A 15622-nucleotide genomic window follows, 5' to 3' on the forward strand; every position below is an offset into this window, starting at 1 on the left:
ATTACTTTTTAATAACTTTTCTTGTAGCTGTTTTTCCGTTGGTTCCTGTAATTTTTACCAAATATATTCCATTCGGATATCCTGACATATCAATTGAACTACTTTGAGTACTCAATAATTTTGTTCCTAAAAGGTTATATAAAGTACAGTTTTTAAACTCGCTATTGTTCTTTAATGAAATAACTAATGTATGACTTACTGGGTTAGGTGCAACTTTAACCTCATTTTTAAAATATTCATCGTCAACAGAAGCTGTTTGACAATTTTCACTAAAAATTGCTGCTGCATCCTTTTCCCATGCTGCATTACCCAAAGATTGCTGAGCATTATCAACTTGAATACAATTTAAATCTGGATTATTCAACGCAACAAAACCTGTGATATTCGTATTCCTTCTATTCTTAATATTTAGGCTTCTTAGCTTATTGTTTTCACATGAAACACTGGTAAGTCTAGTATTTCTAGATAAATCAAGTGCCTCTAGCTTGTTATTGTTAACATTGATAATCGATAGAGATCTGTTTTCCGATAGATCTATTTCCGTCAATAGATTATCTTGTAAATAAAGATCAGTTAAACGAATAGCTCTATTCAAGTTAACTTTATTGATTTTATTATTTCCAGCCCACAAATCTGTTAAATACAAATTGTCTGAGACATCTAGTTCTTCAATATTATTTCCAACGCAAAACAAACTTTTCAACAACCTATTGTCAGCCGTGTTTAATACGGTAAAGTTGTTTTCATTTATATTTAGAGTTCTTAAGTTTATAACACCCCTAGTGTTAATGTTTTCTAGCTTATTATTGCTTAAGTCTATTGTTTTTAATTGCACAGAATAATCTGGCAGTACTACATTATCAATTTTATTATGAGAGCATATGGCTTTCTCTAATCTTAAATTACTGCTAATATCTAAACCTGTAAGTGCACATCGAACAGCAGAAACTTCTCTTAAGTTAGTACAGGCAGAAACATTAATATTGGTTAAAGAAAGATTATCTAATAGATGAATTTTTTTCAAACGAATATTGCGCTTAAAATCAACTGTTGTAAGTTTTGTATGAGAAAACGCTAGCTCTTCTATTTTACTATTATTAGGAATTTGAACCTCCTCAAGATAAGTTCCTGTAAAACTAACTTTTAACAAGTTAACATTTGAGCTTAAATTTAAATTTGTTAAACCTGACCCTGTAGCTATAATATTTTCTAAAGCTAAACATTCCGTTACATCTAAGCTTACCAAACCATCATTCTCTCCAAAAGTTAAATCAATAAGCGCTGTATTATTAGCTAAACTTACATTTGACAAACGTCTATTCCCTGTAAAATTTAAATGAGTTAGCTTAGTATTCGTCGATAAATCAAGAATACTTAAATCGTTCTTTGAACAATCTAACTTCACTATCTTAATAAACGCTTCTATTCCTTTAAGAGACGTAATGCTTTTATCACTACAAAAAATGTTTCCAGTGAATGCTTCCGCCTCCGGCACTTGAATTTCAGTATCTCCATTAGAGTTTATGGCAGGAATTCCTAATAAATAAGCTTTAAAGTTGGCATCAGGTATATCAACAATAGCCTCTATTTGACATGATTCTCTATAGGCTGCCGTATCATCTTTTACCCAAGCAGCATTACTATCAGACTGTCCTGCGTCATCTACCTGAATACAACCTAAATCTGGGTTTGATGTAGCTGTAAAACTTGTTATATCTGTATTTCTTCCATTTTTAACATCTAAGCTCTTAAGTTTATTATCTTTACATGAAACAGTTGTTAATTTAACATTTCTAGATAAGTCGAGTTCTTCCAATTGATTATTATCGACATTTAAAACGGACAACAACCTGTTTCCTGATAAATCAATTTGCGCTAACTTATTATTTTGAATCCTAAGGTTGAGCAATCTTCCAACTCGAGGCAAATCAATTTTATTTATTTCATTCTTTTTAGCGTTTAGAGTTGTCAGAATAGGATTGTTTGACAGGTTTAATTCTTGAATATTATTTTCTTCACAATACAAAACACGCAAAAATCGATTGTGAGTCACATTCAGAGTAGTAAAGTTATTGTTATTTAAGCTTAAGGTACTTAAATTCACTAGTCCAGAAGTATTAATATTATCCAAGTTGTTATTATTCAAGCCTAATGTTCTTAATTGTCTTGAATAAACTGGTAATACTATATTTTCCAAACGATTATTTTTTAGAAAAGCCTTCCCTAAGGCAGTGTTTTGACTAATATCAATTGCGGCAAGTCCATTTTCGGTTGCTTCAATTTCCCTTAAGTCTGTACATAATGAAATGTTAACACCTCTCAACTGCTGATTTCTAAACAATTTAATTTTCTTTAAACGAATGTTGTTTTTAAAATCGATTACCGTAAGCTTCGTATGATCAACATCTACTTCTTCTAACTTACTATTGCTAGGGAGAACCAAATTTTCTAATTTAGCCCCCGTAAAGACAACTTTTCTCAAATTAACATTTGTACTTAAATCTAATCCAGTTACCTTAGAATCGACGGCTGAAATTCGCTCTAGCTTTAAGCACTTTGACACGTCTACATTGATTAATGCATCATATCCTAGACTTAAATCTTTAAGCTCTATATTATTGATCAAATTTACATTTGACAAAGCCTGATTTCCATAAGATTCTAAATGTGTTAATTTTTTATTCTCAGACAAGTCCAGATTTACCAAACGATTATGTGAACAATCTAATTTGACAATATTTACAAAGGCTTCTATTCCCTTTAAATTGGCTATATCTTTACTTCTACATTCAATATTTCCAACGAAAGCAGTTGCCTCTGACACTTGAATTTCAGTATCTCCATTGGTATTTATAGCTGATGTACCTACTAAATAGGCTTTGAAGTTTGCATCGGGTATATCAACAATGGCTTCTGTTTCACATGTTTCTTTAAATGTAGCGGTATCGTCCTTTATCCAATTAGCATTACCTCCAGACTGTACCGGATCATCAACTTGAATACAAGTTAAATCAGGATTTCCTAATGCGTTGAAATTAGCTATTCTATTATTCCTTCCATTTTTAATATTTAAACTTTTCAACTTATTATTACCAACATATACTCGTCTTAACAATAAGTTATCTGTAACATCAATATTTTCAATAAAATTGTTGGAACAGTTCAATGAACTTAATTGAGTATTACCAGAAACATCTAATGCCTTTAATTGATTTCCATTCAAAAACAAAGTTCTTAAAGTTCTATAATTAGAAACATTAATACTAGTCAGCATATTATCACTCAAACTCAATAACCTTATTCTTTGGGCATTAGGCAACAATATTTCTTCCAATTTATTTTCATAGCCTTCAATTTTTTCTAATCTTGTATTCGTACTTAAATCTATACGTGAAAGGTTACTTTTAGAAAAATAAATCTCCCTTAAGCCTAAACAATTTGTGACGTTAATTGATGTCAATTCATCGCAATTAAAAGCTATTAGAAAAGTAAGATCTGGATTAAACGAGCAATCGAGTTCTTTCAGTGAAGTTCTCATGCTTGTTAACTTTTTTAACTTTATGTTTTTCGACAAATCCAACTGAGCAATTTTTGTATCACTAATATCTAAATTTTCAAGGTTGACACAATTAGATATATTAATAGTTTGAAATGGTCCATTATTTAAAATAATACTCTTTAAGTCATTATTATTCTTAAAATCCAAATGTGTAATTCTTGAGCCAGTAAGCTTAAAATCTGTCAAATTACCATTACCTGGAATTTCTATATTACTTAAGTCTCCACCATTTGCATCAATTTCTAATAAATTAATATTCTGGCTTAGATCAATGTTTGTTAGCTTAGTTCCATAAAAATAAACATTCTTTAAAGCCAAACTTTGAGAAACATCAATTGTTGTTAATGATTCATTTAAACCAAACTTTAAATCAACGAGTTTAGGATTGTTTATCATCAAGCTCTGAAAGCTATTAGCTTCACAATCCAAATGGGTTAACTCAACATTATTTGATAAATCAAGACTTGTTAAGAGGTTTCCAGAACAATTCAATTTGGTTAAGTTGATAAACGCCTCTATTCCTTTTAAAGATGAAATACTGCTATGTCTACAATCAATACTTCCTGTAAAGACATTTGCCTCTGACACCTGAATTTCGCCATCGCCATTGGTATTAATGGATGTGTTATTGACCAAATAGTCCTTAAACTTTTGATCTGGGATGTTCACAATTTCATTGGCATATGAAAATGAAAACGAGATAAGGGGGATAAATAAAATTAGTAGTTTAATGTTTCTCACAATAAATTTCGATTAATAAAAAATTAAAATATAGGTTGATTTTTCACTCAAATAGGAAGCCTAAGATTCAGTAAAGGGGAAACTTTACAATCTTATTTTATCATAAAAAGAAGCTTTATTTCGTTTGAAAAAAACTAGCTTTTAATTATTTTTTTAATAGCTACTCGACCATCTTTTCCTTCTACTTTGAGTAAGTATAACCCTTTGGTTAATCCAGATAGGTCTAATTCATGAGAAGTTGTCTTAAATACTTCTTGCCCAAGATTATTAAAGATGGTACACTTTTTATAATCATATTGATTCTTCAAAGTAACTTTGGCGTTATTAATTACTGGGTTTGGTACCACTCCAACCTCATCATTAAAGAGAGGGTCGTCAATTGAAGCTGTTTGACAGGTTTCACTATAAATTGCTGGATCATCTTTTTTCCAAGCTGCATTATTAGCTGAATCAGTTGGGTTATCTACTTGGATACATGTCAAATTTGGATTTTCATTTGCCTCAAAAGTAGTTATCAAAGTATTCTTTCCATTTTTAAGGTTCAGTGACTCTAACCTATTAGATCGAAACGAAACTGTTTCAAGAGCTATGTTTACAGAAAGATCCAATTCTTTAATCTCATTGTTTGAAGCGTATATGGTTTCTAATAGTAAGTTTTTAGAGAGGTCAAGTCCTTCAATCTGATTATATGATATGGTTAAAAACCTCAAGGCAATATTTTTGCTTAAATCAATATTTTTCAAATGATTACTTCTCACACCTAATGATCTTAATCTTATATTTTCTGAAAGATCCAACTGTGTAATTTCATTTGTGTTTAGCTGTAAAGATTCTAATTCTAAATTTCTAGAAGTGTTAATCGTTGGAAGATGGTTATTAATAATATGAATGGTTCGTAAACGTGAACATCCACTTATATTAATTGATTGAAGTTCATTATAAGAAGCTCCTACAATTCGCAGATTATCATTTGTTTTAAAATCAATATCAACCAGTTTGTTATTCTCTAACCTAACTGATCTTAACTTACCATTGTTTGGAAATGTAATGGATGTCAATGCATTTTTTCGCCCATCTAAAGACATTAAATTAATATTGTTGCTTAAATCAGCTTCAACAAGTTTACATTGAGAAAAATCAATCTTTTCTAAATTGACACAAGTGCTAAGATCAAATGCAGAAAGGTAGAGGTTATTATTACAATTTAGATCTGTGAGTTTTATACACTGGGAAATGTTTATACTCCTCAACAAGTTTCCCCCACAATTTACACGGGTCAACTCGACATTTTTCGATAGATCTAGATTTTGAATCTCATTAATTGAACAATCAAGACGAACAATATTAATAAATGCTTCAATACCTTTTAAGCTTTTTATTTCTCGATTCCTACAATTTAGGAAACCGTCGAAAGCTTCGGCTTCAGAGATTTGTATTTCATCATCACCATTAGTGTTTATGTATAACCGATCTAGCAATATTTGCTTAAACTTTGGGTCAGGAATATCAACTATTTCATTGGCGATTGTGGTTAAAGTGAATAGGAAAAGGGGGAGGTTAAATAGTAGTTTGTTGGTTTTCACAATTCTTCTTTTGGTTATTTTAGTTTTTGGTAAAAGTATCCCCATCAATTCCGAACATTTCCTATAATTACGTTAAAATTTCAATTTTAACTGTTAATATCCTTAACACTCGATTTTTGATATAAAAAAACCCCTGAAAATTCAGAGGTTTGTTTCAAGTAAACTATGTTATGTCCTAGCTTTTAAATATTTTTTTAATGGCTACCTTTTTATCAACACCCATGATTTTTACAATATAAATACCCTTTGATAGGTGAGACATATCAATTAATATCTCTTTTGTTTTAAGAATTTCTTGCCCAGTAACATTAAAAATTGAACAGCTTTCGAATTTTGAAAAATCTTCCACTCCTATAGAGAGTATATCTTTAACTGGATTAGGAGTAGTTTCAACACCGTTACTAAACGACAAATCAAATAGAGATGCTGTAGCACATTGTATCTTAAAAGTAGCTGAATCATCAACATTCCAACCAGGTCGATTGTCAATTAATTCCAAATTATCAACTTGAATACATGATAAATCAGGATTATTATATGCTCTTAGCTGTGTTAACTTAATATTATTCCCATTCTTAAGATTCAATGAATGTAAATCGGCTCCATGACATGTTAAACGTTCTAAATTTATATTTAATGATAAATCTAAGTCACGTATATCAGTTCTCGCGCAATGCAACACTTTTAAGGCTGCATTATTTCTTAAGTCTAATTCATTTATTGGATTATTTCCACAAGAAAAAAAAGAGAGGTTAGGGTTGTTAGATGTATCAATTGACTCCAACTCGTTTCGACTACAAACCAACGTAACCAATTTAGAATTTCCAGATGTATTTAATCCACGTATTCTATTAGAAGCACAAGATAAAATTCTTAACTCTGTATTATTGCTTACGTCTAAATTAGTCAAATTGTTTTGTTGTATCCATAAATGATTAAGATTAACATTGTTTGATATATCAATAGAAGAGATCCTGTTATCAAAAATCATTAAGTAATTTAACTTTGTATTTCGAGTTAGATCAATAGAGCGAATTCTGGTTCTATTACAAGATAAAGTAGTTAAATCTAAATTGCTAGAAACATCTAAATCCGTTAAATCATTTCCTCCACATGTTAATGATCTTAATTTTGTGTTTTTCGAGACATCTAAGGAAGTCAATGAATTTTTAGAGCAATCTAATTCTTTTAGGTTAACAAAAAACTCGATTCCCGTTAAGTCCTGAATAGCCAAACTATGACAATTAATTTTTCCAGAAAAAAGGTTTGCTTCTGAAACTTGAATTTCATTGTCATTATTGGTGTTTATTGCTCCATTTCTGAGTAAATAGTTTTTAAAGTTTGCATCTGGAACATTTACGATATCGGAAGATTGTCCTGCTACTATGTTAAAATACAGCAGCAAATTTAGTAGTAAGAAATTGGTTTTCAATGTAGTAATTTTTGGGGTTTGAAGAGACCAAAAATACCTTCTAAGAATATTTAACAATTACTTAATCTGTTAAAATTTCCGTGCTATTTGTTAAAATTTTCGATTTGAACTTTATCGATAAGATTATCCATTTTTTCCTTAGGAATAAAGCCCTTCAACATAAAAAATGCACCAAAAACTATTAGCAAAACCCCCATACCTCTTTTGATTCGGTAAATAACCAATGGTGTTAATTTACTCTTTAACTTTTTCGCTAGAAGAATTTTTATCAAATCGGTAAAAGCATAACCAAAGATTACAATCACAAAATACCAAAAAATTGAAGTAGGATTCATGTTTAAGGTAGGACCAACAACGACCATAATACCAAGCCAGCCTGCCAAAACACCAATATTAATAAAATTGAGTAAAAAACCATTTAAAAACAATTTAAAGTAATTGTTGGCTTTTGGAACCTCTACTTGGTCTTGGTCCACTTCTTTTTTATTACTCTTATCCAGATATGTTATAATTCCATAAACGATAAGAATAAGCCCTCCGATTAAAAACAATCGAGGATCATCTTTTATTTTTTCTAGCAGATTTCTACTTCCATAGTAGGCTATTAAGATAAAACTAATATCACCCAAAATAACACCAATATCAAAAGCTATTGCCGCTCTGGCTCCTTTTAGGATACTTGTTTTTAAAAGCATAAAAAAGACTGGCCCTATCATAAAAGCCATAAAAACACCTACTAAAAAAGCATTCTTTAAAGTGTAAAAATCCATTAGTTATTTTTTTTTCTAAACCTCATCAAAATCTACTGAAATCTCTGGAGTTGTTGGGTGCGCAACACATGTTAACACCAAGCCTTCTTCTAATTCATCATCTGTTAAAACAGAATTTTTACTCATTACAGCTTTCCCTTTCGTAACCAAAGCAATACAACTACTACAAACTCCTCCTTGACAAGAATATGGCGCATCTAATTTATTTCGTAAACTGGCAGCCAATATCGTATCTGTTTGTTTCATGGTAAAAGTGGTTTCTTCGTCATCAAGCATTACAGTAATTTCCGTTTCACCATCTTTAATTTGACTTGTGTTTTCTTCAGACGAAGAGGCGGTAAATAGTTCAAAATTCACAGCATCTTTACTCAAACCATTTTCTAACAATGTTTCTGAAGCAATATTGATCATTTCTTCAGGACCACATAAAAACGCTTCATCAAAATTAGTAGCCTTGTAAATATTTTTAACAAAGTAATTTACGTGCCCTTTATCTATTCTTCCAAAAAGAGCATTGTCATCTTGTTCTCTACTGAACACATAATGCACATTTAAACGCTCTGAGTATTTATTGCTCAAATCATCCAACTCTTCATAAAAAATAGTATCAGCTTTACTTTTATTTCCATAAACTAAAGTAAAGTTTGCACTTGAATCCTCTAAGGTAGCTTTCACCATGGAGAGCACAGGAGTAATTCCACTTCCAGCTGCAAATCCAATATAATTCTTTCCTGTTGCAGGCTCTAAAACAAACTTCCCTTCAGGTTCAGAAACTTCAAGCTGGTCTCCATTCTTCAACTCGGTAGTTGCAAATGTTGAAAACTTTCCATTTTCAACAGCTTTAACTGCTACCTTTAATTCTCCACTACTTGGCGATGAACATATAGAATATGCTCTCCTTACATCTTCTCCATTAATATCTTGCTTTAAAGTAACATATTGTCCAGCCTTAAATAAAAAGCTCTTTTTTAACTCTTTAGGAATATCAAATAAAATTGAAACGGCATCTGCTGTTTCTTTAATAACTTCTTTTATAAGTAGTTTATAGAATTTTGCCATGTTGCTAGTTATATTCAGCAAAAATAGCAAACAAAAAGTGAACAAATGATGTACTTTCTAAGTAAAATAATACCTAAGAATTTTATACATAAGAAAATTATGTATATATTTGACAAACAAAATAAAATTCGAAATGGGAAATCAAAAATTGTATAAAGGCTCTTTGCAAACAATTATTTTAAAATTGCTTGCTCAAAATGATAAGATGTACGGCTATGAAATCTCGCAAAAGGTTAAGGAATTAACCAAGGGAGAATTGCTGATTACAGAAGGCGCTTTGTATCCTGCTTTGCACAAATTGGAAGCTGAAGGACACCTAGAAGTTGAAGTTGCAAAAGTAGGAAACAGGCTGCGCAAGTATTACAAGTTAACGGAACGCGGCACGAAAGAAACCATAAATCGGCTTTCGCAAATGCAAGATTTTATTCAAACGATGCAACAACTTGTAAACCCTAAATTGAGCCTTGACTAAAAAACACCGCTATGGAATTAACAACACATCAAATACAAAGAGTAGAAAATTACTTAAAACATAAAGGAATATACTACGAGGATATCAAAATTGAAATTTTAGACCATTTTCTTTCTGATATTGAAGATCAAATGTATAATAATATCTCTTTTGAGGATGCTTTCACAAATTCGAAACTTAAATGGCTCCCTCATTTAACATACTCTTCAAGTTTTCATACTGGTTACGCATATAGCAAACCTAAATTTGTAATTGAGAAATTGAAAACATTTGTAAAATATAACAATTACAAAATTTACGGTATAACTCTTCTTTTAATACTTGGCATTAAGCTAAATAAATTCGAAATAGTTGTACCTCATTCATCAATTGTAAGAGCTATTGTTGATGGTTGGATCCTATTCACAAGTGCAGCGATAATCATTAGTTATATTTTTATCCTTCTAAAAAAAGTCAAAACATCATATCGCTTCATTTTCGAAACACAAATACTAGGATATTTATTCTTTCCTCTATTCATGCGAGGCTCGAATTTCTTGAAGAATGGAAATGCTGATTTATTTGATATTTCAATTATCTTATACAGTATCGTTATTGTTCATTTCGCAGTAAAAGTTTTTAGAAAACATTTGGAATTCATTAAAACCGATATTGCCTAATGGAATTGACGAAACTTCAAATACAACAAATTAACAATTTTCTAGAAGCTATCGGAATCGAGTATATGGATATACGTTTTGAAATGGTAGATCATATTGCTAGTGAACTAGAAGACACCATTGAAAACCTCGATGAGTTCTTTGAAGACAATCGTTTGCACACTCCTTTTTTAAAATATATGATGAGTAAAAAGGAGAGTTATAAGAAAAAGTACGACCGTATAGTGAAGAGAAAATTTTGGTCGGATTCGATATCTATACTTAAAGATGTTCTAATTCAAACCTTCAAACCTTTGAATGCTTTAGTCTTAAGTTTAATCGCTACGGGCATTTTTTTTTCACTAACGCTGGAAAACAACTATATAATGTACTTCCTAGCCACTATAGCAATGGGATATTCAGCTTATTACCTTATTGCTACAAAAAAGTTTATGAAAACCTATGGCAAATTAAAAATTATACAGTCGTACAACCTTACAGCAAGCATAGTTTCTAATGTTGCTCTTCAAGTATATATTATTTTTTATCTAAGAATACCTAATGATGATTTAATCACATTTCTTATTAATCCTCTTTTGATTACGTTTTTGGTGTATTTTCCTTTTGGCAGTAGCCTAATGGCTCAAATGGAAAACATTGAAAACAAATACAAACAAATTATTCAATAGCTATGAAATTAACTAATCAACAAATTGATCAACTCTATAAATTCACTAGAAAACATTATGTTGAACATTATGATTTACAAACTGAATTAGTAGATCATCTTGCCAATGATATTGAAAGTATTTGGAAGGAATCTCCAAGCTTATCATTTGAAAAAGCATTGAATACTTCTTTTAAAAAATTCGGTGTTTTTGGTTTTATGGACATCGTTGAGCAAAAACAAAGCCAATTAAGAAAACGATATTTTAAAATACTTTTAAGCTTTACTAAGCAATGGTTTCAGCTACCAAAAATATTCTTGACTGTTATTGGAGTTTTAGTATTGTATAAAATTCAGGAGTTTAAAAACTCATATGACCTTTATTTCGGTATTCTATTTTTGTTAATATTGGTTCAATCCGTTATAATGGTAGCAAATAACCGAAGACTTAAAAGAAAACATAAAATATCAGGTAAAAAATGGATGCTCGAAGACATAATTCAGGTTCAAGGTATTTTTAATTTCTCCTTTTTACTTTTCAATCTCTTTCAGTGTTTTTCTATTGGAAACAAGGATTTTCTTGGCACAACAGAACCAATAAGAGTACTATATGCTGTTTTTATGGTAGCAGCAATAATTCTGACTTATATAGCTTTATTCCTTATTCCAAAAAAATCTGAGGAGTTATTAAAAAAGCACTATCCAGAATATACATTAGAACTTACTTAATCTTTTTGCCATCAACAACAATAACAATCTCGTCTTTCGCAGGTTTTTCAGTATAATATGATAGGATTTCTTTTACACTTCCTCGTTTGGTTTCTTCGAATAATTTGGTCAATTCTCTAGATACAAAAACTTCTCGGTCCTCACCGAAAGATTCAGCAAAATTACCTAACGTTTTAAGCAGTTTATGTGGGCTTTCATAAAATATCATCGTTCTAGTTTCTTCCGCTAAGAGCTTTAATCGAGTTTGCCTTCCTTTTTTTACTCATCTCAATCCCTAAGACCAATAATTATCAAAAAATCAATACCTTAGCATTAAATATAAATTCGCAAAAATGAAAAAATTACTTACACTGCTATTACTTACATCAATTAATTTTTGTTATGCACAAGTTGAAGAGAATTGGGAAGATCATTCAAAAAAATTACCTGGTTACGTTATATTAAAAGATGGAAAAAAAATTGAAGGATATCTTAAAAGGTTTCTGAAAATAAAGAGTCAAAGAAAAGTCAAATTCTTTAAAACATTAGACGATAAACCGGTTGTATACAAACCAAAACAATTGAAAGCATATCAAATAGGTGATGATTACTACGAATCACATCCATACGAGGGGTTATCGGGTAAAACAAAAGTTTTCTTATTAAGAACCCTAAAAGGAAAAATTAGCTTATTTGAGTATTATATGAGAGTTGAGGACGACCAAAAAATGGAATTAACGATTTCAAAAAAAGGGAATAAAGAAGTTATTCTAGATTTTGATGGAACTAAAGTTGTTGCAGAAGGTTTTGCCTCGAAAGAAGGTGGAAAAACATTGAAATTTTCTTCTACTAAAGTTTTATTTAGTTTCAAAAAAGTAATGAGCAAATATGTTTCCGATTATCCTGAATTGGCAAAAAAAATAAAGAACAAAGAAAAAGGATATAAAGTATATAATATTTTAAATATTGTTAATGAGTATAATGCTCATTTCGGTGAATAATCTTTGAAAACATAATTTCTTTCATCGTTCTGTAAATAAAACACTAGAATGCAAACAGTTTAATCAACTTCTGTTAAACTGTTTGTATTTCACTTCTATTGAGCTATTTAACCTTTTTACCATCAACAACAATAACAATCTCTCCTTTAACAGGTTTATCGGTATAGTATGAAAGTACTTCCTTTACACTTCCTCGTTTGGTTTCTTCGAATAACTTGGTCAATTCTCTAGATACAGAAACTTCTCGATCCTCACCGAAATATTCGGCAAAATTACCTAACGTTTTAAGCAATTTATGTGGGCTTTCATAAAAGATCATCGTTCTAGTTTCTTCCGCTAAGAGCTTTAATCGAGTTTGCCTTCCTTTTTTCACGGGTAAAAAACCTTCAAAAATAAATTTATCATTTGGCAATCCAGAATTCACTAGTGCAGGAACAAAAGCCGTAGCACCAGGCAAACATTCAATATCAATGTCATTTTGAATGCAAGCTCTTGATAATAAAAACCCAGGATCAGAAATAGCTGGAGTTCCAGCATCTGAAATTAAAGCAAAAGTTTCTCCACTTTGTAGCCTCTTAATAATAGTTTCTACCGTTTTGTGTTCATTATGCATATGATGCGATTGCATCTGCGTTGTAATTTCAAAATGTTTTAACAATTTTCCACTAGTACGCGTATCTTCTGCTAAAATCACATCAACCTCTTTCAGTACTTTTATTGCTCTGAAAGTCATATCTTCTAAATTTCCAATTGGCGTAGGAACTATAAATAATTTGCTCATAGCGCAAAACTACAAAGTTTTATGGTTTCGAAATGAATAAAGGAAAAAATCATCAATTTCTTTGGTCTTATTTAAATTGCAAATGTTATCATCATTGCTTTTTGTACTTTTGCTCCCATGTCACAAAAGCTGTTAAATACTATAAACTATCCTTCGGATTTGCGAAAGCTACCTACAACTGACTTACCATCAGTTGCCAAAGAACTGCGCAAGTTTATTATTGATGTAGTTGCTACTAAAGAAGGGCACTTAGGAGCTAGTTTGGGAGTTATTGAACTTACCATTGCATTACACTATTGTTTTAACACTCCTGAAGATCTATTAGTTTGGGATGTTGGGCATCAAGCTTACGGTCATAAAATTTTAACAGGAAGAAAAGACATTTTTGATACCAATCGTCAACTAGGCGGAATTTCTGGTTTTCCTAAAAGAAGTGAAAGCAACTTCGATACTTTTGGTGTTGGACATTCTTCTACTTCAATTTCGGCTGCGCTCGGAATGGCTATTGCCTCAAAGCTTCAAGGAAAAAACAAACATCATATTGCAGTTATTGGTGATGCCTCTATTGCAAGTGGTATGGCGTTTGAAGCTTTAAATCATGCCGGCGACACGAATGCAAACTTGTTAGTTATTTTAAATGATAATGCTATTGGTATTGACCCTTCAGTCGGAGCTTTAAAAGATTATTTAACAAGAATAAAGTCTTCTAGAAGTGATATTGAACAACACAATATTTTCGAGGCTTTAAATTTCGATTACTCAGGTCCTATTGATGGCCATAATTTTGAAGAATTAATACGTGAACTAGAACGTTTAAAAAAGGTTGAAGGTCCTAAATTTTTACATGTAATTACCACTAAAGGAAAAGGACTACGACAGGCGGAAGAAAATCAGGTAAAATACCATGCTCCAGGTAAGTTTGATAAAGTATCTGGTGATGTTCTCCCTAAAGAAAAAAGTAGCTTTACAAAATTCCAGGATGTTTTTGGAAAAACTATTGTTGAACTGGCTAGAGAAAACGATAAAATTGTTGGTATTACTCCAGCAATGCTCACAGGAAGTTCATTAAAATTTATGCTTGATGAATTTCCAGAAAGAACTTTTGATGTAGGAATAGCGGAACAACATGCCGTTACCTTAGCTGCTGGAATGGTTGCCGAAGGTTTGGTTCCATATTGTAACATCTACTCTACATTTTTACAACGTGCCTATGACCAAGTAATTCACGATGTAGCACTGCAAAATTTACCGGTAATATTTTGCTTGGATCGTGCTGGTTTGGTTGGGCAAGATGGTGCTACGCATCATGGTGCCTTTGACATTGCCTTTTTAAGATGCATTCCAAACCTTATTGTTTTTGCACCAAGAAATGAAATTGAACTTCGAAATATTTTGTATACAGCTCAACTTGGTTTGGAAAATCCAATTGCAATTCGTTACCCTAGAGGAAAAGGTAGACTAAAAAACTGGCAAGTTCCTTTCGAAAAGATTGAAATTGGAAAAGGAAGTATCCTGAAAGAAGGGGCAGATCTTGCGGTACTTTCAATAGGAACTATTGCTAATAACGTGACAGATGCCTTAAGTTCGCTTGAAAACACTAATGGTATTGCACATTATGATCTTCGTTTTGTAGAACCACTAGATCAAGAACTAGTGTTAAGTATTTTCAAAAAATTCAATAAGATAATCACCATAGAAGATGGAACCGTAAATGGTGGATTTGGTTCAGCCATTTTAGAATTCGCCCATCAACAAAAATATAAGGGCGATATACATGTATTAGGAATACCACATGAGTTTATCCATCATGGAACGACAGATGAACTTCAGAAAGAATGTGGGATTGATTCAGATTCAATAAAATCTTGTATCGAAAAGCTGAGATAAATATTTTGCTTTTGCTACATTAATGCTTACACGTTCTATATAGCAAAAGCAAAATCAATATTGAAAGCTTATTCTAAAGCCTCCTCTTCTTGCTCTTTGCCTCCTATAAGCCATAAAATGGCTCCAAGAACTACAATACCAATTTTAATACCCCAGGCAGTAGTTTCTCCCCATGAATAAATCCACATTAATACTCTTGGCACCATATTAACAAAGTTCAATACAATGGCTAAAATTCCGAAAAAGACTAAAGTTGATCCCGTTTTTCTCATGATAATGTTTTTAATCGTTGTTAATCAAAAATGTATATTGTTCTTAACAATT

Annotated in this window: 13 protein-coding genes and 1 pseudogene; 6 read left to right on the forward strand and 8 right to left on the reverse strand. The window is 31.2% G+C overall.

The genetic code is table 11. The features are described from left to right. Position 1: 1 nt before the first annotated feature. The 5 genes from ACKTTV_RS04510 to ACKTTV_RS04530 all read right to left on the reverse strand — a co-directional run bounded on the left by ACKTTV_RS04510 (position 2) and on the right by ACKTTV_RS04530 (position 9144). A complete protein-coding gene (locus tag ACKTTV_RS04510) occupies positions 2–4300 on the reverse strand; it encodes a T9SS type A sorting domain-containing protein (RefSeq protein ID WP_408029620.1) in 4299 nt (1432 codons plus the stop codon). A 134-nt stretch (positions 4301–4434) separates the two neighbouring features. Then, entirely contained in the window at positions 4435–5883 is a 1449-nt protein-coding gene (locus ACKTTV_RS04515; protein ID WP_408029621.1) for a T9SS type A sorting domain-containing protein, read from the reverse strand. A 175-nt stretch (positions 5884–6058) separates the two neighbouring features. Further along, complete coding sequence (locus ACKTTV_RS04520) at positions 6059–7315, reverse strand: T9SS type A sorting domain-containing protein (protein WP_408029622.1); 1257 nt, start codon at positions 7313–7315, stop codon at positions 6059–6061. Between the two features lie 83 nt (positions 7316–7398). Further along, the gene (locus tag ACKTTV_RS04525) at positions 7399–8085 is read right to left on the reverse strand and encodes a LysE family translocator (RefSeq protein ID WP_408029623.1); all 687 of its coding nucleotides are present in this window, start codon (positions 8083–8085) and stop codon (positions 7399–7401) included. Positions 8086–8100: 15 nt separating this feature from the next. Beyond that, positions 8101–9144, reverse strand: a complete 1044-nt coding sequence (locus ACKTTV_RS04530; RefSeq protein WP_408029624.1) for a 2Fe-2S iron-sulfur cluster-binding protein — start codon at positions 9142–9144, stop codon at positions 8101–8103. A gap of 133 nt (positions 9145–9277) precedes the next feature. On the opposite strand from ACKTTV_RS04530, the gene ACKTTV_RS04535 reads away from it, so the two are divergent. The 4 genes from ACKTTV_RS04535 to ACKTTV_RS04550 are packed head-to-tail and all read left to right on the forward strand — an operon-like array spanning position 9278 to position 11650. Next, positions 9278–9616, forward strand: a complete 339-nt coding sequence (locus tag ACKTTV_RS04535) for a PadR family transcriptional regulator (RefSeq protein ID WP_408029625.1) — start codon at positions 9278–9280, stop codon at positions 9614–9616. 11 nt (positions 9617–9627) lie between these two features. Then, positions 9628–10275 carry a hypothetical protein gene (locus ACKTTV_RS04540; RefSeq protein ID WP_408029626.1) on the forward strand — a complete coding sequence of 216 codons (648 nt, stop codon included), beginning with the start codon at positions 9628–9630 and terminating at the stop codon, positions 10273–10275. Next, entirely contained in the window at positions 10275–10943 is a 669-nt protein-coding gene (locus ACKTTV_RS04545) for a hypothetical protein (RefSeq protein WP_408029627.1), read from the forward strand. Before ACKTTV_RS04540 ends, ACKTTV_RS04545 begins: the two co-directional genes overlap by 1 nt. Positions 10944–10945: 2 nt before the next feature. Further along, positions 10946–11650, forward strand: coding sequence for a hypothetical protein (locus ACKTTV_RS04550; RefSeq protein WP_408029628.1), 705 nt, complete (start codon positions 10946–10948; stop codon positions 11648–11650). Here the strand turns inward: ACKTTV_RS04550 and ACKTTV_RS04555 are convergent. Continuing rightward, a pseudogene (locus ACKTTV_RS04555) lies at positions 11643–11912 on the reverse strand (16S rRNA (cytidine(1402)-2'-O)-methyltransferase); the annotation flags it as partial. The gene ACKTTV_RS04550 and the pseudogene ACKTTV_RS04555 sit on opposite strands and share 8 nt — an antisense overlap. Positions 11913–11982: 70 nt before the next feature. On the opposite strand from ACKTTV_RS04555, the gene ACKTTV_RS04560 reads away from it, so the two are divergent. Further along, positions 11983–12630 carry a hypothetical protein gene (locus tag ACKTTV_RS04560; protein WP_408029629.1) on the forward strand — a complete coding sequence of 216 codons (648 nt, stop codon included), beginning with the start codon at positions 11983–11985 and terminating at the stop codon, positions 12628–12630. A gap of 103 nt (positions 12631–12733) precedes the next feature. Here the strand turns inward: ACKTTV_RS04560 and rsmI are convergent, their stop codons facing one another. Continuing rightward, entirely contained in the window at positions 12734–13411 is a 678-nt protein-coding gene (gene rsmI, locus ACKTTV_RS04565) for a 16S rRNA (cytidine(1402)-2'-O)-methyltransferase (protein ID WP_408029630.1), read from the reverse strand. A 117-nt stretch (positions 13412–13528) separates the two neighbouring features. On the opposite strand from rsmI, the gene dxs reads away from it, so the two are divergent. Continuing rightward, on the forward strand, positions 13529–15298 hold the full coding sequence (dxs, locus tag ACKTTV_RS04570) for a 1-deoxy-D-xylulose-5-phosphate synthase (RefSeq protein WP_408029631.1): 1770 nt from the start codon (positions 13529–13531) through the stop codon (positions 15296–15298). 68 nt (positions 15299–15366) lie between these two features. On the opposite strand, the gene ACKTTV_RS04575 is transcribed toward dxs, so the two are convergent. Next, on the reverse strand, positions 15367–15570 hold the full coding sequence (locus ACKTTV_RS04575; RefSeq protein WP_408029632.1) for a hypothetical protein: 204 nt from the start codon (positions 15568–15570) through the stop codon (positions 15367–15369). Positions 15571–15622 lie beyond the last annotated feature (52 nt).

This window comes from Tenacibaculum xiamenense (assembly GCF_964513065.1).
Lineage (GTDB): Bacteria > Bacteroidota > Bacteroidia > Flavobacteriales > Flavobacteriaceae > Polaribacter > Polaribacter xiamenense.

What these genes read in the sequence shown, in the direction of transcription:
- ACKTTV_RS04525 (WP_408029623.1), bottom strand. Translation starts at nt 8,085, where the DNA reads ATGGATTTTTACACTTTAAAGAATGCTTTTTTAGTAGGTGTTTTTATG.
- ACKTTV_RS04530 (WP_408029624.1), bottom strand. Translation starts at nt 9,144, where the DNA reads ATGGCAAAATTCTATAAACTACTTATAAAAGAAGTTATTAAAGAAACA.
- ACKTTV_RS04535 (WP_408029625.1), top strand. Translation starts at nt 9,278, where the DNA reads ATGGGAAATCAAAAATTGTATAAAGGCTCTTTGCAAACAATTATTTTA.
- ACKTTV_RS04540 (WP_408029626.1), top strand. Translation starts at nt 9,628, where the DNA reads ATGGAATTAACAACACATCAAATACAAAGAGTAGAAAATTACTTAAAA.
- ACKTTV_RS04545 (WP_408029627.1), top strand. Translation starts at nt 10,275, where the DNA reads ATGGAATTGACGAAACTTCAAATACAACAAATTAACAATTTTCTAGAA.
- ACKTTV_RS04550 (WP_408029628.1), top strand. Translation starts at nt 10,946, where the DNA reads ATGAAATTAACTAATCAACAAATTGATCAACTCTATAAATTCACTAGA.
- ACKTTV_RS04560 (WP_408029629.1), top strand. Translation starts at nt 11,983, where the DNA reads ATGAAAAAATTACTTACACTGCTATTACTTACATCAATTAATTTTTGT.
- rsmI (WP_408029630.1), bottom strand. Translation starts at nt 13,411, where the DNA reads ATGAGCAAATTATTTATAGTTCCTACGCCAATTGGAAATTTAGAAGAT.
- dxs (WP_408029631.1), top strand. Translation starts at nt 13,529, where the DNA reads ATGTCACAAAAGCTGTTAAATACTATAAACTATCCTTCGGATTTGCGA.
- ACKTTV_RS04575 (WP_408029632.1), bottom strand. Translation starts at nt 15,570, where the DNA reads ATGAGAAAAACGGGATCAACTTTAGTCTTTTTCGGAATTTTAGCCATT.